This is a genomic window from Acidaminococcus hominis (assembly GCF_022484025.1).
GTDB lineage: Bacteria > Bacillota > Negativicutes > Acidaminococcales > Acidaminococcaceae > Acidaminococcus > Acidaminococcus hominis.
Map to the genome: position 1 here is coordinate 1687804 of NZ_JAKVMG010000001.1, position 20360 is coordinate 1708163.

Sequence of the window (20360 nt, forward strand, 5' to 3'; positions counted from 1 at the left end):
GTATTTCTGAAAATTGCTATATTTAAGACAGACATCCATGCCATAAATAATAACAATATTTTCTGTAACTTGCAAGAACAAAGCTAGCTATAATGGGAAAAACTTTCGATAGAAAAGCTGACCTATTGATTTTTCCTATCTTTCCCCCACTCTTTCCGGTACACAAAGATGCAGTCGTCCTTCTGGGCATAGCCCCTAACCACATCTTCTGCCAGGGTATTGCAGGTAGGTGCCCCGCAGGCTCCGCAGTCGATTTGGGGAAGTTCTGCCTGAAGCTGCCGCAGCTGGGACAGCTTGTCCAGCGCCTCCCGAAAATCTTCTGCCAGGGGCGGATCCGGCCGGGGCTGGAGAGCCTTGATGTAGCCTTCCGACAGGGGGAAATCCTCGCACACCTGGTGGCGATGCAGGGTTTCCAACCGGTCCTGGGGTTCCCGTTCCCGGCGCCGCTGGACCCGGCGATGCAGCTGGGCATTGCCCACAAATTTATTGACGGCCACGCAGGGACCGCCTACGCAGCCCCCGGCGCAGCTATAGCAGCAGGCATAGCGTACTTCTGACAGCTTGTTCAGGCTGATCTGCTGGAGCAGCTCGTCCACTTCCTGGGGGCCCTGGGCTGCCACATAGCTGGTGGTGCCAGTGGAAAGGACTTCCCCCTCCCAGGTGCCCCAGCTGAGGCCGTAGGACGACCCCAGGGTGGCTTCCGGCCACTCGTGGCGCTTTTCCCGCAGTTCCTTTACGGCCTTGCTTAACGGTCCGTAAATGGAGGCAATGGTAAAGGAGCCCGTAACGGCTGTGTGAAGTACGTCCACGGACTGATGGATGTTGGTACCCTTGGCCGGACAGGGAGAAATAAACCAGATGCCCACCTGCTCCGGGTCAGGGCCCAGCCGCTTGGTGGTCTCCCGGCGGGTATAGATGGCTGCCGCTTCTGCCGGAGCCAATACCGGCAGCACCTGCTTAACCAGTTCCGGGTACCGGGTCTGAATCAGCCGGAGCACCGCCGGGCAAGCCGAAGAAATTACCGGCCAGGGGCCCTGATATTGGGCCAGATACCGTTCCATTTCCCCACTGACATAATCCCCTGCCAGGGCCACGTCAAAGACCCCGTCAAAGCCAATTTCACGCAAGCCTTCCCATAAAATGGACGCCGGCAGATCCCCGGGGAACTGGGCATACAGGGAAGGGGTGGCCAGAGCCAGGTTTACCCGGTAGTCCTTTAGCCGGTCCAGCGGGTCCGCCAGGCCCTCAATGGCCCGGGGCGGGCAGCAGCGGATGCACTCCCCACAATCAATGCATTTGTCGGAAATAATCTGGGCTTTGCCCTGCCGGACCCGGATGGCCTGCACCAGGCAATTTTTGACGCAGAGCAGACAGCCCGTGCATTTTTCCCGGTCCACCTGGACCGAACACAAATAGCTCTCCATCAGGCCTCACCTGTCTTTCCCGCCGTTTTCCCTGGCAGGGAAAACGTCATGGTTACCTTGGTCCCCTTTCCCACTGTGGACTGGATATCCAGCTGGTCCGCCACTTTTTTCATATTGGGCAAACCCATGCCGGCCCCAAAGCCCATGGAGCGGATTTTGGCAGAAGCGGTGGACCAGCCTTCCTGCATGGCCTGGGGAATATCCGGGATGCCGGGGCCGTCATCGCTGACCTGGACCCGGATGGCGTCCGGCTCCACCTGGAGCTTCACCTGGCCGCCGCCTCCGTGGATCAGGCAGTTCATTTCCCCTTCGTAGGCTCCAATGGCCACCCGCCGGATAAATTCCGGAGGCAGGCCCAGCTGTTTCAGCAGGTCCTTGATGGCCATGGAAGCCGCTCCGGCCCGTTCGAAATCCTCCGGCACCACCGGATAGAGCTCTTCCATGTTACAGTTCCTCCGTACTGTCCTTGGGAGAGCAGCCTCTAAGGCCCAGGGTGTACAGCCGGCCGCAGGCTTCAAACATGGTGCAGCGGGTGTAGAGCACAGGGATATTCTTGGCCTTGGCTGCCAGCAGCACCTCCTGTTCCGGATGCTTATCCCGGACGAAGACAATGGCGGAAATATCGCTGATGTCCGCCGTACGCACCACCTGGATGTTCAAAAGTCCGGTAAGCAGTACCGCCCGGTCCTTGGCGTAAGCCAGTACATCGCTCATCATATCGCTGCCGCAGGCAGAATTCACTTCCCGGTTCAGCTCCTTGGCGCCTACCACAACCTGTGCATCCAGTACTTCCATTACTTTTTTCAAAGAAACCATATTCATTCCTCCCCGCACAAACTTGCTTCCCTGCGGGTGACCGCCTTTGGCAGAGGCCCCTGCAGGAGGCCGGACCCGGCTTTTCGACCAGGGCCAGCTGCTGGCCATTCATCACATTTATTTATGCTTGCTCAGTCAAAGTGACTGGAAAAACCGCCATTTTCCGCAAAGAAACTACAATCATTCTTATGTTGCAAAGGTCAATTTTCGAACTAATATAATTATACCTTATTATAATATAATTTCGCCTCCGGAAAAAGGGGCAAAAAAAGACTGCCGGGGAAATCGGCAGTCCTAAAAAGGGGTATTTTATTAGCCCAAAAGCATGGCGCCAATCAGGCCGCCGATAAACAGGGTAATATCGTAGAAAATAAAGGTGGGTACGCAGGTATCCCAGATATGGTTGTGCTGCCCATCGGCGTTCAAACCGGAGGTAGGGCCCAAGGTGGAGTCAGAAGCAGGAGACCCAGCATCCCCCAAGGCCGCAGCAATCCCAATCAGCAGGATGATGGCCGGTGTACCAAAGCCCAGTTGATAGCCCAAAGGAATGTAGATGGAAGCAACTACGGGAATGGTCCCAAAAGAAGTGCCGATACCCATGGTAATCAGAAGTCCCACCGCCAGCATCAGGAAGGCACCGCTGAATTTGGTATTGATGACGGTGGTGGTGGCAGCCACCAGGGCTTCTACAGAGTGGGTTTCCCGCAGCACATTGGCGTAGCCGGCGGCAATCAGCATAACGAAGGCAATGAAACCCATCATGGCAACACCGCCGTTAATGATTTCATCCATGTCCTTCCATTTGATGGAACCGGTAACAATCATCACCAAAAGGCCGCACATGGCGCCAATGGGCAGGGATTCGAAATACAGCTGCGCCAGGAATGCCGTTACGGCGCCGGCCAGGGCTTTCCAGCATTCGGCGTTCATGGTTACTTCCTCAGCGTGTTCATCCATGCCGGTAATGGGCAGATCCTCGTATTCCCGGTCACCGCTGTAGAAGAAGACAGCCAGTACCAGACCCACCACCATGGAAACCCCGCCAATCCACATAACAGAAGAAATGTCACTGATGGAAACGGTCACATTGTTGGCCACCATCTGGTCCTTGATGATGGTCATAAAGAGCAGGCCAAAACCTACCGGCAGGGATACGTAGGGGGCTTTCAGGCCAAAGGTCAGGGCGCAGGCTACAGCCCGTCTGTCCAATTTCATATGGTTCATGACCACCAACAGGGGCGGAATCAGGATGGGTATGAAGGCAATATGCACAGGAATCAGGTTCTGGGAGAAGCAGGAAACAAAGGCAATCAAGAAAACAAAAGCGGTCTTTTTCGTTCCCACCACTTTGGTAATTTTCCGGGCAGCGATATCCGCCAGGCCGCTGCGGCCAATGGCCACTGCCAAAGAGCCCAGCAGAATGTAGCTCAGAGCCGTTTCCGAGTTGCCCCCCATGCCGGCAATCAGGGTACTGATGGTAGTCACCACATTCATGCCGCCGGTAAGCCCGGCAATGATGGCGGCCACCAGAATGGCCAGCATTACGTTAATCTTCAAGAGGCACAGGGCAGACATGACGATGACAGATACAACAATAGGATTTCCGATAATTTCCATACCAATCGACTTCCTTTCGTTTCCGGCATGCCTAGGCAAGGCTGCTGCCCACCCCTGGAAACAGCCTGCTGCACGCAGCGGGATTTGCTTTACTGTATTAGAGTAGCAAGGAATTATAAATATTTCAAGCTGAAAATATTTTTGCACCAGGCCAGCTTGCCGTATTTTTGGCGCAAAAAAATCTGCCGGCAAACTGCGCCGGCAGAAGCTATCAAAACAATTTTTCCATTTGGGCCCGTTCCCAGGTATCCCGATAGGGATCCAGTTCCTGCAAAGCCCGGGTGCCGTAGGACAGCACCGTCCCTTCGTAGTGCTGGGCAATCCGGCTATCCGGGTACTGTTTTTTCAGCAGGGCAATGGCCATATACACATAGCCTGCCTCCCGGGGATTATTCATATTCCCCAGTTTCTGGAGGGCGTCATCCAAGAAGCGGATAGCTTCCTCCTCCTTGTTTTCCCGCATGGCCAAAAGGCTGAGACCGGACTCCACAATGGGATGCCGCCAGTAGAATACGTACCGGGGGAACAATTGGTAGGCCTGGAGAAAATATTTTTTGGCCTGGTCATAATCCCCCATATTCCAGCAGGCAACCCCTGCATTGCAGGAAAATACCACCCAGGAACTGTAGGCTTCCTGGTCCTTGCTGTAGTCCAGGGCCTGTTTGTAATAATCCAGGGCTTCCTGGAACTTGCCCTGGCCCCGGCGGATTTCCCCCAGGTAGTTATAGGCCCCGGCAATATTCAGGGCATACCGCCGCTTCACATTTTGGGTCACCATGAAGGTGGAAATGGATTCCTTCAGCAGCCGCTCTGCCTCCTCAAAGTTCCCCTGCATAATCATATTCAGGCCCTTCAGCCGGAGCAGGATACCCATTTCCTTGTGGTAGTTGCATTCATCCGCCAGGTTCAGGGCGATTTCCAGATAGTTTTTCATTTCTTCCGTATTGCCAATCTGGATATCGTAGTAGATCATCTGCTTGTAACCCATGAGCATGTAGTCCCGGTTGTGGACCTCAGAGGCCTGCTCAATCAGGCTCAAAATGTTCCGCACGCCCTTCTCGTATTCCCCTACCCGGATATAGTGCCGGCCCATAAGGTGGAGATAGGTCATTTCCAAATCCCGGACCTCGGGAGTTTCCCCGTAGTTCCGCTTGATGGTATGCATCATCTCATCCACTTCTGACAGGAATTGGGACAAATTGGTCTCAATGTAGCAGCTCTTTTCGTCATCGGGGGTAATCTCCGTGCTGCTGAGCACCGGGAACAGTTCGTTGCTGAAGTTCAGGTAGTACATCAAAATCTTCAGCTTGTAGCGGCCCATGTTCACCAGTTCCCCGGCCTCCTGATAATGGTACTCCAAATGGTGATACAGCCGAATATCCTGGGGCGAATGGGTCAGCCGCTTTTCCCACAGGCTAGCCACATAGCCGTGAAGGATCCGCCATTTTTCTGGGGATACCTGCTGATGGATGTATTCCTTGAGCTTTTGCTGGATGATTTCGTACAGCACTTCCGGCTGCTGGGTCACCGGCCGGATCAGGTTTCGGCTCCGGAGTTCTTCCAGAATTTCCAGGGCCTGGAGGCTGTTCAGGTGCATGTATTCGGAAATCATGGCCAGCGGCGCTCCATCGTAGAACAGAGCGATAAATTCCAACACCTTCTGCTGGGTGTCCGTCAGGGAGCAGCAGCCGGTCTTAAAAATGTTGATCATATTTTCCGTCAGATTATCCAAGCTGCCGGTATTTTTAAAGGCCGTCAGGCATTCCTTCAAAAGGAAAATATTTCCCTCCGACTCCTGCATCAAGCGATGGACCAGTTCGTCGGTTACCGGCACCTTGAGCTCCGCCTGCTGAGCAAAAAGCCGCACCACGTCTTCTCCCACCGGTTTCAGGTCCAGAGTTCGCAGTTTCTGGTACATACTCACCGCCGCCTCAAACTGCTGGAAAGCTTTTTCCTTGGATTCCTGGGCAGTCAGGAGAAACAGCAGCCGGGGGGATTTCTTGTGAAGAATCAGGGAGCTTAACAGGGACAGACTCAGAGGGTCCATCCACTGGAGGTCCTCAAAGATAATTACCACAGTCTTATGGCTGGCCGCTGCCTCCAGGGTAGTGTACAAAGTATGGAATACCGCATCCACCTTGAGCATATCCTTGACTTCCGCCAGCCCCGCTTCCCGGTCCCCGCCCATGTCCATCTGGGGAAATAATTCGTTCAGCCGCAGGTTTTCCAGCCGGGGCACCTGCAGCCGCTCCCGCTCCACCAGATTACCGAGCCCCTCCACAATCCCCGTCCAGGGCCGCAGCAAAATGTTCTGTTCGGGCTGGTAGCAATTGGACTGGAGCACCACCACGTTGCTGGGCAGCCCTTTCACCAAGGCATCCTTCAGCAGGGTTTTGCCGCTGCCGGCGTCCCCTCGAATCAGCAGGGTTTCACTGCTGCCTCCCTGGAGAAATTCTTCCACAATCCGCCGGACCTGCTGCAATTCCTTTTCCCGGCCAGTAATCTGGGTCTGCTTGGGCAGTTCCACCTTGTAGGGCTGATTCCCCTGCTGCCGCCCCTGGCGGAGCAATTCGTCAATTTCCACCGGCACGCTGCTGCGCAGCTCCTCGTGGAACACCTTTTTCATTTCCTCGTACAATTCCTGGGCCTGGTGCACATTGCCTTCCTGGCAGTACACCTTCAAAAGGTGCAGGTAGACCCCTTCATCGTAGGGATCATGGGCAATCAGCAGCCGGCCGTACCGGGTGACCTGGGGAATATTCTTCACCGCCGTGGCATCCTTCAGTTTCTGGAGCAGGGCTTCCATATACAGATTTTCCAGCCGGTCCCGCTGGGTCAGATACCAGTTTTCGTACTCCTCCGCTTCCTTGACGAAAAACCCCTGAAGGAATTCTCCCTGGTACAGTTCCAGCTGACCCCGGGGGTCCTTCTCAAACTGGTTGGCATCCACGGTCACCGCAATGGCCGGATTCACCTTAATTACCGCTTTCCGGGGCGAGATGAACACATCCTGTCCCAGAACCTTCTTGGTTTCGTAAATGGCGTTGCGGAGATTCTTCCGGGCCACTGTATCGGGCTTATCCGCCCACAGGATCCCGCTAAGCTCGTCCCGCAGCACAGTTCCTTTCACCAGCATATAATACACCAAGGCGTTCACCTTGTTGTAGGGAAAGAACATTTCCTTCCCGTCCTTATAGATTACAGGAACGCCCAAAAAACGCGCTTCAATCCGTTCTGTCATTGTTCTGCACCTCAACAAACCCTGATATTTTGACTCCGTTTGTCCTAATTTGGGGAACACTTCAAAACCATAACCAGTTCTTATTATAATATAAATTCTGCTTGTACACAAAAAAGAAGAAGGAATTATGTCATTTTTTACATAATTCCTTCTTCTGGAGTCAAAAAGTGGAGCTGCAATTTCTCTTAGGCGTTTTGGTGAACCACTTTACCGTTCTTTACCACCGTTTCTACAATGTTCACGCCGGTATGGTAGGGCAGGAATTTGTAGGAAGGATATTGGAGAATCACCAGGTCGGCCTGTTTACCGGCTTCCAGGGAACCAATCCGGTCCGCCCGGTCTACGGCAGCCGCCCCGTTCAGGGTCAGGGCCGTAATGGCTTCTTCGGCGCTCATACCCATGTAGATTACTGCCAGCCCAATCATCAAAGGCACGGAGAAGGTAAAGCCGCTGCCCGGATTAAAGTCCGTGGCCAAGGCTACCGCACAGCCGGCATCAATCATTTCCCGGGCCCGGGCAAAGGGTTCCTTCAGGCAGAAAGCCGTAGTGGGCAGCAAGGTGGATACTACCCCATTCTCGGCCATGGCCTTGATGCCAGCGTCGGAAGCGTGGAGCAGATGGTCCGCACTGGTGGCGTGGAGTTCTCCCGCCAGTTCAGCACCTCCCAGGCTGACAATTTCGTCGGCGTGGATTTTCAGCTTGAAGCCCATTTTCCGGGCTTCCGTCAAAAGGTGCCGGCTCTGTTCGATGGAGAAAACGCCCTTCTCGCAGAACACATCGCAGAATTCCGCCAGGTGATCCTGGGCCACTTCCGGCATGACGTCGTGAATGAGAAACTCCAGGAAGTCGTCCCCCCGACCGGCAAATTCCGGCGGTACCGCGTGGGCTCCCAGGAAGGTGGAGACCAGTTCAATGGGCTGCCGTTTGTTCAGTTCCCGGACGGCCTTCATTTGACGGATTTCCGTATCGTGGTCCTGGCCGTAGCCGCTTTTGGCTTCTACGGTGGTCACGCCCATGGCCAGCATTTTTTTCAGATGGTCCAGGGCATGGTCCACCAGTTCTTCTTCAGAAGCAGCCCGGGTAGCCTTCATGGTGTTCAGAATGCCCCCGCCCCGTTCCATGATTTCCATATAGCTCATGCCGCTCATCCGCCATAGGAATTCATCCGGCCGGTAGCCTCCAAATACCAGATGGGTATGGGAATCCACAAAGCCCGGCAGTACCGCCTTGCCTTGGGCATTGAGCTGTTTCTCCGCCGGCACCTGTTTTTCCCAGTTAGGGTCCTGGCCGATGGCCTTGATTTTGCCGTCCTCAATCAGGATGGATTGGTTTTCGTAAATTTTTACGTCCTTCATGGCCGCACCCTTCCGGGCCGTTTTTCCCAAGGGGGTCACAATCTGGGACGCATTTTTGATCAGCAGTTGTTCTGTCATGCTTTACCTCCTTCTGCTTTCCAGCTTTTCAGCCAGAATAGAAACAAAGGGGTGTGAAAAAATCACACCCCTGTTTACTTGCAGCTTAGTCTTTTACTACGTGGGCATGCGGATAAACTTCTGCTACCGCAGCCTTAACCTTGTTTTCATCCGCCAGATACGGCAGGGTGATTTGGCCGATGCCGAAGCGGGTCTTATTGAATTCCATAGCGGTTTCCATGGCGTGTTCATTCCGGGCCCAGGAACGACGGGCTACACCGCCCATAACATCCCAGGACAGGGCACTGCGGATGATTTCATCCACTCTGTGGCTGCCATCCAGTACCAGACCAAAGCCGCCGTTGATGGCTTTGCCGATACCGGTGCCGCCGCCGTTGTGCAGGGCTACCAGGCTCATGCCTCTGGCAGCGTTGCCGGCGTAGCATTGTACAGCCATATCAGCCATTACGTTGGAACCATCTTTGATGTTAGAGGTTTCACGGAACGGAGAGTCCGTACCGGATACATCGTGGTGGTCACGGCCCATCATGACAGGACCGATTTCCCCGTTGCGTACCAGTTCGTTGAAGCGCAGGGCAATCTTAATCCGGCCTACTTCATCCTGGTACAGGATACGAGCCTGGGTACCTACCACCAGTTTGTTCTTCTCAGCATCCCGAATCCAGTTGTAGTTGTCCCGATCCTGATACCGGCGGTTCACGTCGATGCATTCCATAGCGGCCATATCGGTCTTATGCAGGTCTTCGGGCTTGCCGCTGAGGCATACCCAACGGAACGGGCCATAGCCATAGTCGAACAGCTGGGGTCCCATAATATCTTCTACATAGCTGGGCCAAATGAACCCATCTTTGTCGTCTACGCCGTTCTTGGAGATTTCCTTGACGCCGGAATCGAATACGGCTTTCAGGAAGGAGTTGCCATAATCGAAGAAATATACGCCTTTGGAGGTGATTTTCTTCAGGGCTGCGAAATGAGCATGGAGGGTCTTGTCCACCAGTTTACGGAATTTCACAGGATCTTCTGCCAGCATCTTGGTGCGTTCTTCGAAGGTCAGGCCCTGCGGGCAGTAGCCTCCGTTGTAGGCATTGTGGCAGGAGGTCTGGTCGGAAACCAGGTCTACGTGAATGTCGTGGTCGGCAATGTATTCCAGCAGATCTACAATGTTGCCATGGTAAGCATAGGCTTTGCCCACTTTTTCTGCCATGGCCTTATGAGCCATTTCAATAACTTCAGGAATGGAGTCGGATACACCGGAAATCCAGCCCTGATCCAGACGGGTCTTAATCCGGGAAGCATCCACTTCTGCGATGATGGCAGCGCAGTTGGCAATTTCAGCAGCCTTGCCCTGAGCACCGCTCATGCCGCCCAAACCGGAGGTAACAAACAGCCGGCCAGCCAGGTCGCCGTCTTCAGGAATCCCCAGTTTCATACGGCCAGCGTTCAAAATGGTGTTGAAGGTGCCATGGACAATCCCTTGGGGTCCAATGTACATCCAGCCGCCAGCGGTCATTTGCCCATAGTTGGCAACGCCCATTTCTTCTGCGATTTCCCAATCCTTCAGGTTATCGTATTCACCAATCATCAGGCCGTTGGTGATGACAACCCGGGGAGCTTCCGGTTTGGAATGGAACAGGCCCACAGGGTGGCCGGATTCCATAACCAGGGTTTGGTCTTCGGTCATTTCTTCCAGGTACCGTTTGATCAGGTTGTACTGCATCCAGTCATGGCAGACGCTGCCGGTTTCCCCGTAGGTAACCAGTTCGTAAGGATACAGGGCTACTTCAAAGTCCAGGTTGTTGTCGATCATGACCTGGAAGGCTTTGCCAGCGGTGCATTTGCCTTTGTATTCGTTGATGGGTTTGCCGTAAATCCGGCCTTCCGGACGGAAACGATAGCCGTAAATCCGGCCCCGGGTAGTCAGTTCTTCCAGAAATTCAGGAATCAGTTCATCATGATATTTTTCAGGAATGTAGCGCAGGGCATTCTTCAAAGCGATTTCCGTTTGGGCAGGAGTCAGCCGGAAGCCCCGGTCAGGAGCTCTGCGGATGCCTTCCTGGAACGGTTTCTTCGGAGGCAGCCCGTTAGGGAATTCCAATTTAATCGTCATTGCCTTGGCAATATCTTCATTCTTCATTGATCAACACTCCTTTGCAGATAATGGGGGATCCTTCCGATCCCATCCTTGCACAATACTATTGTAGAAACTAAACATCTAAAAAACGTCTATGCAGCCGTCCAAAATCCGTTTTTTTTCGGCTTTTTTCGTCTGCCGCTTTGGACGTTTCCCGCCCCCAGCGTCCATAAAGAATCAAAAAGCCCGGATTTCTGGCAGAGAAAAAGCCCGTTGGGGGCAACAGGCTTTTTCCCGTCAGAGGACCACTTTTTATTAGAAGTAAGCCAGTTTGACTTTGTCTTCTACAGCATCCAGGATGTCGCCATCCTCTACCAGTTTGGTAATCTTTTCCAGTTCCTTGAACATTTCAATGTCTTTATCGTAGGCAATGAACTTGTTGGTTTCACGCACCCGGTCGTAGGCAGCCTGGGTACCAGCACCCAGTTTGAAGCCTTCGCCTTCCCGCAGGTCGATGGCCTGGCAGGCAGCCAGGATTTCCGTAGCAACCACCCGGCGGGTATTGAAGGCAATTTCGCCGGCTTTCCGGGCTGCATGGGCACCCATGCTGACCAAGTCTTCCTGGTTTTCGCAGGTAGGAATGGAATCCACGGAAGCAGGATGTGCCAGCACCTTGTTTTCGCTGACCAGTGCAGCAGCAGCGTATTGGGTAATCATGAAACCGGAGTTCAGGCCGGAATGTTTAACCAGGAAGGAGGGGAAGCCGCTCAGGGAGTTGTTGATCAGTCTTTCCAGACGGCGTTCGGATACGTTGGCAATTTCGGAAATGCCGATGCCCAGGAAGTCGAAGGGCAGAGCCATGGGTTCGCCATGGAAGTTGCCGCCGCTGATAACATCGCCATCCGGCAGAACAATGGGGTTATCCGTAGCGGAGTTGATTTCGATATCCACTTTGTCTTTTACAAAGCCCAGGCAGTCCTTGCTGGCCCCATGAATCTGGGGTACGCAGCGCAGGGAGTAGGAATCCTGTACCTTGAGCTGAGCCTGGTGGGTTACGTAGGTGCTGCCGGCCAGCAAAGCTCTCATATTGGCAGCGGTGTCCAGCTGTCCTTTATGCGGACGGATGATGTGCAGCCGTTCGTCGTAGGCATCGATAATGCCTCTTTGGGCTTCTACGGACAGGGCAGCCGCAATATCGCTTTGTTTCAGCAGGTTCATGCCTTCCCACAGGGCAAAGACGCCCATAGCAGTCAGGATCGGAGTGCCGTTGATCAGGGCCAGGCCTTCTTTGGCTTCCAGATGGATGGTAGGAATGCCAGCCTTTTCCATGGCTTCCTTACCGGGCATTACCGTGCCTTGGTATTCCGCATCGCCCAGACCCAGCATGGGGAGAACCATATGGGCCAGGGGTGCCAAGTCACCGGAAGCGCCCAAGGAGCCTTTTTCCGGAATGTAGGGATGTACACCCTTATTGATCATGGCCACCAAAGTTTCCAGGGTGGACAGCCGAATGCCGGAGTAGCCTTTTACCAGAGCGTTGGCACGAATGGTCATGGCAGCCCGGACCACTTCCCTGCTCAGGGGTTTGCCGTAACCACAGGAGTGGGTACGGATCAGGTTTTCCTGCAGCTGGGAGCATTCATCTTGAGAAATATGCACCCGGCACAAAGAGCCGAAGCCCGTGGTAACCCCGTAAACAACGCGATCGCTGTTGACGATATCATCAATCAAGGCACGGGAAGCCTTGATTTTTGCAACAGCGTCCGGATCAAAGGAAAGCTGTGCCCCATAGCGGCTGACTGCAATCAGTTGTTCCAGGGTCAAATCATCACCGGTCAATACGACTTCTTTAATGGCTTTAACGTCTTTTAACATTTGTGCATCCTCCTATAAAATGAAAGTCCCAAAGTGTTGGGTTTGTCAGGCGAAAAGGAAAATCAGCTAAACAGGTTACAACGCGGCATTACCCCAAAATCATAGCACCAATCATGCCGCCGATAAACAGGGTGACATCGAAGAAAATGAAGGTGGGTACGCAGGTATCCCAAATGTGGTTGTGCTGTCCGTCGGCGTTCAGACCGGAAGTAGGTCCCAAAGTAGAGTCGGAAGCAGGAGAACCAGCATCACCCAAGGCAGCAGCAATACCGATCAGCAGAATGATGGACGGAGTGCTGAAGCCCAGTTGGTAGCCCATGGGAATGTAAATGGAAGCCACAACAGGAATGGTCCCGAAGGAAGTACCAATACCCATGGTGATCAACAGGCCTACAGCCAGCATCAGGAAAGCCCCGCTGAATTTGGTGTTGATAACGGTGGTAGTGGCAGCTACCAGGGATTCTACCGAGTGGGTTTCCCGCAGTACATTGGCGTAGCCGGCTGCAATCAGCATAACGAAGGCAATGAAGCCCATCATGGCAACGCCGCCGTTGATGATTTCATCCATGTCCTTCCATTTGATGGAGCCGGTGACAATCATCACCAACAGGCCGCACATAGCGCCAATGGGCAGGGATTCAAAGTACAGCTGAGCTAGGAAAGCCGTTACGGCACCGGCCAGAGCTTTCCAGCATTCGGCGTTCATGGATACCTCTTCTGCGTGTTCGTCCATGCCGGTAATGGGCAGGTCCTCGTATTCCCGGTCACCGCTGTAGAAGAAGACGGCCAGTACCAGGCCTACCAGCATGGCAGCGCCGCCGATCCACATAACGGAAGAAATGTCACTGATGGTAACGGAAACGTTGTTGGCAACCATCTGGTCCTTGATGATGGTCATGAACAAAAGACCAAAGCCTACGGGCAAGGATACGTACGGGGCTTTCAGACCAAAGGTCAGAGCACAGGCTACGGCACGTCTGTCCAGTTTCATGTGGTTCATAACCGTCAGCAGAGGCGGAATCAAAATAGGAATGAAGGCGATGTGTACAGGAATCAGGTTCTGGGAGAAGCAGGAAACAAAGGCAATCAGGAAAACAAAGGCCATTTTCTTCGTTCCTACTACCTTGGTAATTTTCCGGGCTGCAATGTCAGCCAAGCCGGAGCGGCCAATGGCCACAGCCAGGGAGCCCAACAGGATGTAACTGAGTGCGGTTTCCGAGTTGCCGCCCATACCAGAGATCAGGGTGCTGATGGTGGTGGTAAGGTTCATGCCGCCGGTCAGGCCAGCAATAACGGCTGCGACCAGGATTGCCAGCATCACGTTCATCTTCAGCAGGCACAGCACTGACATGATAATAACGGATACGACAATCGGGTTGGTTAAGATATCCATAACAATGATCAACTCCTTTTCAATATGTGATTTTCTTTGCGCCTGTACAAATCCTTTTCGCTATCCATTGTATGGGCTGTCAGTCAGAGAATGGTCAAAATCAGAGAAACGGCAAAATTCTTTTTATTGAAACTAGTACCAATAAAAAAACATCGACTCTATAAAGGAATCGATGTTTTTCTTTCATTTTGTAATAATATTTACAGTTTTTGTATTTTATTTTTGTACTACAGATAAGAACATGTAGGCTTGCTGGAGCAGTTCCTCCAAACCCACAGCCGGCGGCCTTAAACAAACTTTTCAGATATTTCTCTTTGTCTCTTTTTCACTTTATCCCGTTAGAGTGATAAATAAGAGGGGTCGCACCAAACTATGCTTTTCTTATTTATTTTTTCTTGCGCTATTAGTATATCCGTCAACCGTCCAGAAAGAGTCCATAAAATGAAATTCACCCTTATTTTTCCATATTTTGCCATTCCTGATGGATATACCAGATGGCATAGCCGCTTACTCGGATATCCTGCCATTTAAAGCCATTTTTGTATCCTTAATACAGAATACAGGAATCCAGACCTTCCTGCTGGAGAGTCTGGATTCCTGAAAATAATTTTATGCGGTTAGGGAGAAAAACCATTTACAGCAGCTTTTTGCCCATCCCCTGCTCTGCCCAGGCAATGATTTTCCCTTCATGAATGGCCTGTCTCAGATATTCGATGCAGGGATACAGGTACATATCCTCTTCCATGGGCGGCACCTGCTTGGCCACCTGGGCCAGCACTGCTGCGCTGGCGCTGCTGCGGGCTTTGCCAGGCGCCGCAAAAGGCTGGGCCTGGTAGACGGACAGTAGTTCGATGGCCAGGATGTATTCCAGTTTTTCCGCCACGGACAGGGATTTCTTCCCGGCGTTATACCCCATGGCCACGTAATCTTCCTGGTTGCCGCAGGTAGGGGTATTATCAATGACCGCTGGGGTGCACAGAATCCGCATCTCGTTGAGCAGCCCGGCCTGGGTATACTGGGGAATCATCAGCCCGGAATTAAGCCCCGGCTTCTTGATCAGGAACCAGGAATAGCCGGACAGGCTGCCGTCAATCAGCCGGTTGTTCCTGCGCTCGGACATTTTGGCCAGCATGGTAGCGGCAATGCAGGAGGAATCCATGGCAATCCCCACGTAAGCAGAGTCGGCATTGCAGGCGGAAATCACTTCTTCCTCCCCGGCTTCCGGCCAGATAATGGGATTGTCGCAGCAGGAATTCATTTCGATTTCCAGAGTCTTTTTGGCATCCAGCAGGGTCTTTTTGGCGGCCCCGTGGAGCTGGGGAATGCAGCGCAGGGACAGGGCATCCTGAACACGGGTTCCCTTGGCCGCTGCAATCACCTGGGAATCTGCCAATAGGTTCCGGACGTTTTCTGCGGTCTTCCCCTGGTCTTCATGGGGCCGCACCGCCATAACCCGAGGATCAAAAGCGTTCATGACTCCCTGAAGGGCTTCCAAACTCAGAGCTCCCACCACATCGGCCGTTTTGGCGGCCTGGAGCATATCATAGAGACCGATAGCCCCCATGGCTGTTACCGCCGTGGTGCCGGACACCAGCGCCAGGCCTTCCTTGGACGCCAGCTGGATAGGGCTAAGGCCGGCTTTTTCCAGGGCTTCCGCCCCAGGGAGCAGCTCTCCCTGGTAATAGGCCTTGCCCCGGCCGGTAATCACCAGAGCCATATGGGCTTCCGGGCTCAGATACCCCACACTGCCGTCCCCCGGTGCCCAAGGCACCAGGTTCCGGTTCAGAAACTGCCGGTACTGTTCCAGCACTTCCAACCGCACGCCGCTGTAGCCCTGGCCCAGGTTCTGGAGCACCATCAAAAGGGTTCCCCGGACCGTTTCTTCGCTCAGGGGATTGCCCACAGAGGTGGAATGGGACAAAATGATGTTCTTTTGGAGCTGGGCCGTTTCGTCCTTGTCAATGGCCTTGGTGCACAGGGCCCCGAAGCCCGTGGTCACCCCGTACATAACCTTTTCCTCTTCCACCCACTGCTCCACCAGGGCCCGGGACTTGTTGACCCGAGCCTTATAGGCTTCACTGAAAGTTACCTGCGCCTTGTCCCGGACCACTGCCAGGAAGTCCTCCAAATCAATTTTACCGCCCAATTCAATTGTCCGTGCCATACGCTCACTTTCCTTCCTCAGCATTTTCCACCACGGTATTTTCTACCTGGCTTTCACTGTCCACAATGTCCTTTTTGGTTTCCTTGTCCATAAAGAAGACATTCCCGGCGGCCAGCACCTGCAAAATAAAGATGGCCAGCACCACAAAACCACCGCAGGCGGACAGGTACTTAACGCCGTCCACCCCCTGCTCACCGCCGCCAAAAGCTACCATGATGGCAGAAATAGCGCCGATGGATACACCCCAGACCACCTTCTGCCACAGGGCCGGTTCTTCATCGTGCCGGGCACCCTTGGTGCACAGGGCCGCAATGGTGGTGGACATGGTGTCCGCCGTAGTGGAGAACGCCGCAATCAGCGTAATAATGATAATGGGGATCAGGACACTGCCCAGGGGCACCGCTTGAAGGAACGCCCAGATGCCGGATACGGCACCACCGGCCTTAATGGCAGCTACAATATCCACTCGGCCGTTGATCTGCCACTGGAGGGCCGTACCGCCCCAAACCGCAAACCAGATCATGCCAAAGACCGCCGGCAAAATCCAGTTGATGATCAGGAATTCCTTAATGGTCCGGCCATAGGCAATCATGGCGAAGAAAATTCCCATCAGCGGAGCATAGGCAATCCAAATGGCCCAGTCGTACATGGTCCACCAGGTAACCAGTTCCTTGCCGCCCACCGGATAGGGATCCAGACCCCAGGTCCAGAAATGATCCAGCCAGTAGCCCATGCCGATGTTGCCCATATTCATAATGTACACCGTAGGGCCAATGATGATTAACAGGAACAGCAGGGCGTAGAAAATCTTGGTGGTCAGATTGGCCAGCCATTTGATGCCCCGGTCAATGCCCAGCACGGAAGCAATGGTAAAGGTGGCCGTGATAATGGCCGTCAGCACAAACCAGACCAGAGGTCCCTGTTTGATGCCGTAGGCTGCCGTAAGGCCGGTTCCGATCAGGGCAAGTCCCGCCCCCAGGGAAGCTGCCAGTCCCAGGGCAATGGCCAGTACGGATAGTACGTCCACCAGGGAACGCCAAAACCCTTTGTTGACCTTTTCCCCAAACAACGGGGTCAGGGAAGCTGCTACGGACAATTCCTTATTCCGGTTATAGTATAAATAGGCCATGATTACGCCGGTCAAGGCATAGATGGCATAGGGAATAAAAGTCCAGTTATAAAATACCCGGCCCATGGAGAAAAAGGCCGCTTCCGGTGTAAAGGGTTTGATGCCCGAAGCATTCAGCTCCCCGTAAATATTGCCGTAATAAATGATGGGTTCATTGACCCCGTAGGTAATCAGGCCCGTAGCAATGCCCCCGGTCAGGGTCATGGCAAACCAGGCGCCAAAGGAGAATTTGGCTTTGGCATTGGGTCCCCCAAAGCGAATCTTCCCCAAAGGAGAAAAGGTTAACAGGGCAATCATAATCAGGGTGCCAATGGCCACCCATTGATACAGCCAGCCAAAGGTTTCCAGGGACCAGCCGAAAATGGCCTGGGTAACCTTGGTCAGCCATTCATTGTGGAGGACCCCCAACAGGGCAGAACCCCCAATGACTACAAAACAGGGGATGAACACATCCCAGCGTACGCCTTTCTTGACTTCTTTTTCTTCCACGATACTCCCTCCTTAATGGATGTAATTGGATTAGCTTGGCCTAGCACACTACTCTAATATTTTATACATCGCACTCCTTATTGTTCGTATTTCTTTATTCCAGTAGATGGTTAAAGAAAAACAGGCAAAAATTTTGTTTTGCTTCTATTTATTTGTATTTATGGGCATAAGTATAGCTGATTTTCGTCCATAAAAGGTCAATTTTCCTTGTATACATGATTTTTAACGAATTTTTCTGTTTTCTAACGTTTGCACCATATAATAACTATAACATTCTTTACAATTTAATTGTTCGGTCATTTTGCACTGCCAGCCTCAGGTTAACCACGTCCAAAGGGCGTCAAAAAAAGGATGCCTGCCCAACTCTGGGCAGACATCCTTGAGAAGCAATCTGCAATTACAGCTGTACTTTGTTCAGCAGGGCTTGTTCCCGTGCATCCACATCTTTTTCAATGGCAGCCATCTTTTGGCGCAGGTCTTCCGCAAAGGCCTGGTCCTTGATGCTTCCCAAATTGATTTTTACATTCAGGAAGGCGCCCCGGACAGCAGCCCGGGCGTTCATGGCAGCTACCGCGCCGTCGGTGATGGCGTTGGCGTTGCCTTTTTCAATCACAATAGCAGCCAGGTCAAGCAGGCCATAGGCCGTTTCCCCCACCGTAAAGGGTACCAGGGCAGCGCCCTTGGTAGCTTCCTGGATGGCGGCAGAACGGGCTTTTTTGGCTTCGTCCGTATCCTTGGGTAGCTTGAAAGCGGCCATGATTTTGTTGAAGGCATTGCTGTCTTCGTCAATCAGTTCCAAGAAACGGGCTTTCAGGGCATGGGCCTTTTCAGCCACGTCCTTCATATCCTCCTGTACTGCTGCGTATTTTTCCTTGCCGATAGTCAGCTGAGCCACCATTTCGATCAGGGCTGCAGAGGAAGAGGCGTTCAGGGCAGCAATGGAGCCGCCGCCGGGCGCCGGAGAAGAAGATCCGGTTTCATCGATAAATGCTTCTACAGACAGTTTCCGCAATTCCATGGGACGTATTGCCTCCTATCAGAACAGACCGTAAATCTTGCCGTCGTTGTCGATATCCATCTTCAGGGCAGCCGGTTGTTTGGGCAGACCGGGCATAACCATGATGTTGCTGGTCTGGCAGACAATGAAGCCTGCGCCGTTGGATACCCGTACATCCTGTACGGTAATCTTGAAGTTCTTGGGTGCACCCAGGAGAGCCGGGTTGTCGCTCAGGGAGTACTGGGTCTTGGCTACGCACACCGGCAGTTTATCCAGGCCCCAATCCTGCAATTGTTTGATCTGTTTCTTGGCATTGGGCGTAAATTCCACCCCATCGCCGCCGTAAATTTTCGTTACGATGGCATTCAGTTTGTTGGGGATGGTATCGTTGACATCGTACAGTTCCACTTTCTTGGGAGCTTGGCCTTCCAGGATTTCCACCAGCTTGTTGGCCATATCGATGCCGCCTTCGCCGCCCTTTTCCCAGCATTCGTTCAGGCTGACTTCTACACCGTAGCTGTTGCATTTCTGCAGCAGCATATCGATTTCTGCCGGGGTATCGCTGGAGAACTTGTTGATGGCTACCAGTACGGGCAGGCCAAAGGTTCTCATATTTTCCACCTGTTTTGCCAGGTTGGTGAAGCCGTCGCTGACAGCCTGGACATTTTCCTTGCTCAGGTCTGCTTTGGCTACGCCGCCATGCATCTTCAGGGCACGGATGGTGGCAACCACTACCACGGCATCCGGATACAGATTGCCATAGTGGCATTTGATATCCATGAATTTTTCAGCACCCAGGTCAGCACCGAAGCCTGCTTCCGTAATGGCGATATCGCCCAGCTTCAGGGCCATCTTGGTGGCCAAGAGGGAGTTGCAGCCATGGGCAATGTTGGCAAAAGGTCCGCCATGGATAATGGCAGGGGTGTGTTCCAGGGTTTGCACCAGGTTGGGTTTAATGGCATCCTTCATCAGCATGGCCATAGCCCCTTCGCAGCCCAGCTGATGTACATGCACCGGGTTGCCGTCCAGGTCGCAGCCGATAACAATGCGGCCGAACCGGGCTTTCAGGTCTTCCAGGTCCTTGGCCAGGCACAGGATGGCCATGATTTCAGAAGCCACGGTAATGGTGAAAGCGTCCTGACGGGGGAAGCCGCAGACTTTGCCGCCCAGGCCCACTACCACGTTGCGCAGGGCACGATCGTTCATGTCCATAACCCGGCGCCAGGTGATTTGGCGGGCATCCAAACGCAGGGCGTTGCCGTGATGGATATGGTTATCGATCATGGCAGACAGCAGGTTGTTGGCTGCGGTAATGGCATGCATATCACCGGTAAAATGCAGGTTGATGTCATCCATAGGTACAACCTGGGCATAACCGCCGCCGGCTGCACCGCCCTTAATACCGAAGACAGGTCCCAGGGACGGTTCCCGCAGAGCTACTACGGCCTTCTTGCCCACTTTGTTCAGAGCCTGGGCCAGGCCAATGCTGGTAGTGGATTTGCCTTCGCCAGCTGGGGTGGGAGTAATGGCCGTAACCAGGACCAATTTCCCATTGGGTTTGTCTTGCAGGCGTTTCAGCACATCCAGGGAGATTTTGGCTTTGTAGTGGCCATATTGTTCCAGCTCTTCCGGCAGGATTCCCAAGCCGTCAGCAATCTTGCTGATGGGTTCCATCACATTTTTTTGGGCTATTTCGATATCGCTTAACATA

General features: G+C 53.3%; 13 protein-coding genes and 1 pseudogene. 1 reads left to right on the plus strand and 13 read right to left on the minus strand.

Annotation, left to right across the window (positions count from 1 at the left end; genetic code table 11):
• Positions 1-122: 122 nt before the first annotated feature.
• The 11 genes from LKE88_RS07520 to LKE88_RS07570 all read right to left on the minus strand — a co-directional run bounded on the left by LKE88_RS07520 (position 123) and on the right by LKE88_RS07570 (position 17652).
• The gene (locus tag LKE88_RS07520) at positions 123-1424 is read right to left on the minus strand and encodes a [Fe-Fe] hydrogenase large subunit C-terminal domain-containing protein (protein WP_231086364.1); all 1302 of its coding nucleotides are present in this window, start codon (positions 1422-1424) and stop codon (positions 123-125) included.
• Positions 1424-1867 (minus strand): ATP-binding protein, encoded by a 444-nt coding sequence (locus tag LKE88_RS07525; RefSeq protein WP_105326316.1) that lies wholly within the window; start codon positions 1865-1867, stop codon positions 1424-1426. The genes LKE88_RS07520 and LKE88_RS07525 overlap by 1 nt, the downstream gene beginning before the upstream one ends.
• 1 nt (position 1868) lies before the next feature.
• The gene (locus LKE88_RS07530) at positions 1869-2240 is read right to left on the minus strand and encodes a DRTGG domain-containing protein (RefSeq protein WP_105326317.1); all 372 of its coding nucleotides are present in this window, start codon (positions 2238-2240) and stop codon (positions 1869-1871) included.
• A 312-nt stretch (positions 2241-2552) separates the two neighbouring features.
• Positions 2553-3857 carry a Na+/H+ antiporter family protein gene (locus tag LKE88_RS07535; RefSeq protein WP_105326318.1) on the minus strand — a complete coding sequence of 435 codons (1305 nt, stop codon included), beginning with the start codon at positions 3855-3857 and terminating at the stop codon, positions 2553-2555.
• 211 nt (positions 3858-4068) lie between these two features.
• Entirely contained in the window at positions 4069-7098 is a 3030-nt protein-coding gene (locus LKE88_RS07540) for an AAA family ATPase (protein WP_231086366.1), read from the minus strand.
• Positions 7099-7283: 185 nt separating this feature from the next.
• Complete coding sequence (gene hutI, locus LKE88_RS07545) at positions 7284-8531, minus strand: imidazolonepropionase (RefSeq protein ID WP_105326320.1); 1248 nt, start codon at positions 8529-8531, stop codon at positions 7284-7286.
• An 85-nt stretch (positions 8532-8616) separates the two neighbouring features.
• Positions 8617-10665 (minus strand): urocanate hydratase, encoded by a 2049-nt coding sequence (gene hutU / locus LKE88_RS07550; protein ID WP_118286719.1) that lies wholly within the window; start codon positions 10663-10665, stop codon positions 8617-8619.
• 252 nt (positions 10666-10917) lie between these two features.
• Entirely contained in the window at positions 10918-12477 is a 1560-nt protein-coding gene (hutH, locus tag LKE88_RS07555; protein ID WP_105326322.1) for a histidine ammonia-lyase, read from the minus strand.
• A gap of 88 nt (positions 12478-12565) precedes the next feature.
• Positions 12566-13870, minus strand: coding sequence for a Na+/H+ antiporter family protein (locus tag LKE88_RS07560; RefSeq protein WP_105326323.1), 1305 nt, complete (start codon positions 13868-13870; stop codon positions 12566-12568).
• A gap of 634 nt (positions 13871-14504) precedes the next feature.
• The gene (locus tag LKE88_RS07565) at positions 14505-16034 is read right to left on the minus strand and encodes an HAL/PAL/TAL family ammonia-lyase (RefSeq protein ID WP_276803227.1); all 1530 of its coding nucleotides are present in this window, start codon (positions 16032-16034) and stop codon (positions 14505-14507) included.
• 4 nt (positions 16035-16038) lie between these two features.
• Complete coding sequence (locus tag LKE88_RS07570; protein WP_276803229.1) at positions 16039-17652, minus strand: BCCT family transporter; 1614 nt, start codon at positions 17650-17652, stop codon at positions 16039-16041.
• Positions 17653-18003: 351 nt separating this feature from the next.
• Here LKE88_RS07570 and LKE88_RS13185 point away from each other — a divergent pair.
• Positions 18004-18078 (plus strand): annotated as a pseudogene (locus LKE88_RS13185) (hypothetical protein); the annotation flags it as partial.
• On the opposite strand, the gene LKE88_RS07575 reads toward LKE88_RS13185, so the two are convergent.
• Positions 18050-18670 (minus strand): cyclodeaminase/cyclohydrolase family protein, encoded by a 621-nt coding sequence (locus LKE88_RS07575; RefSeq protein WP_105326326.1) that lies wholly within the window; start codon positions 18668-18670, stop codon positions 18050-18052. The pseudogene LKE88_RS13185 and the gene LKE88_RS07575 overlap by 29 nt on opposite strands.
• 18 nt (positions 18671-18688) lie before the next feature.
• A complete protein-coding gene (locus tag LKE88_RS07580; protein WP_105326327.1) occupies positions 18689-20359 on the minus strand; it encodes a formate--tetrahydrofolate ligase in 1671 nt (556 codons plus the stop codon).
• Position 20360: the final 1 nt, after the last annotated feature.

Excerpts from the sequence above, each read along its gene's own strand:
- LKE88_RS07520 (WP_231086364.1), bottom strand. The coding sequence starts at position 1,424 with ATGGAGAGCTATTTGTGTTCGGTCCAGGTGGACCGGGAAAAATGCACG.
- LKE88_RS07525 (WP_105326316.1), bottom strand. The coding sequence starts at position 1,867 with ATGGAAGAGCTCTATCCGGTGGTGCCGGAGGATTTCGAACGGGCCGGA.
- LKE88_RS07530 (WP_105326317.1), bottom strand. The coding sequence starts at position 2,240 with ATGGTTTCTTTGAAAAAAGTAATGGAAGTACTGGATGCACAGGTTGTG.
- LKE88_RS07535 (WP_105326318.1), bottom strand. The coding sequence starts at position 3,857 with ATGGAAATTATCGGAAATCCTATTGTTGTATCTGTCATCGTCATGTCT.
- LKE88_RS07540 (WP_231086366.1), bottom strand. The coding sequence starts at position 7,098 with ATGACAGAACGGATTGAAGCGCGTTTTTTGGGCGTTCCTGTAATCTAT.
- hutI (WP_105326320.1), bottom strand. The coding sequence starts at position 8,531 with ATGACAGAACAACTGCTGATCAAAAATGCGTCCCAGATTGTGACCCCC.
- hutU (WP_118286719.1), bottom strand. The coding sequence starts at position 10,665 with ATGAAGAATGAAGATATTGCCAAGGCAATGACGATTAAATTGGAATTC.
- hutH (WP_105326322.1), bottom strand. The coding sequence starts at position 12,477 with ATGTTAAAAGACGTTAAAGCCATTAAAGAAGTCGTATTGACCGGTGAT.
- LKE88_RS07560 (WP_105326323.1), bottom strand. The coding sequence starts at position 13,870 with ATGGATATCTTAACCAACCCGATTGTCGTATCCGTTATTATCATGTCA.
- LKE88_RS07565 (WP_276803227.1), bottom strand. The coding sequence starts at position 16,034 with ATGGCACGGACAATTGAATTGGGCGGTAAAATTGATTTGGAGGACTTC.
- LKE88_RS07575 (WP_105326326.1), bottom strand. The coding sequence starts at position 18,670 with ATGGAATTGCGGAAACTGTCTGTAGAAGCATTTATCGATGAAACCGGA.
- LKE88_RS07580 (WP_105326327.1), bottom strand. The coding sequence starts at position 20,359 with ATGTTAAGCGATATCGAAATAGCCCAAAAAAATGTGATGGAACCCATC.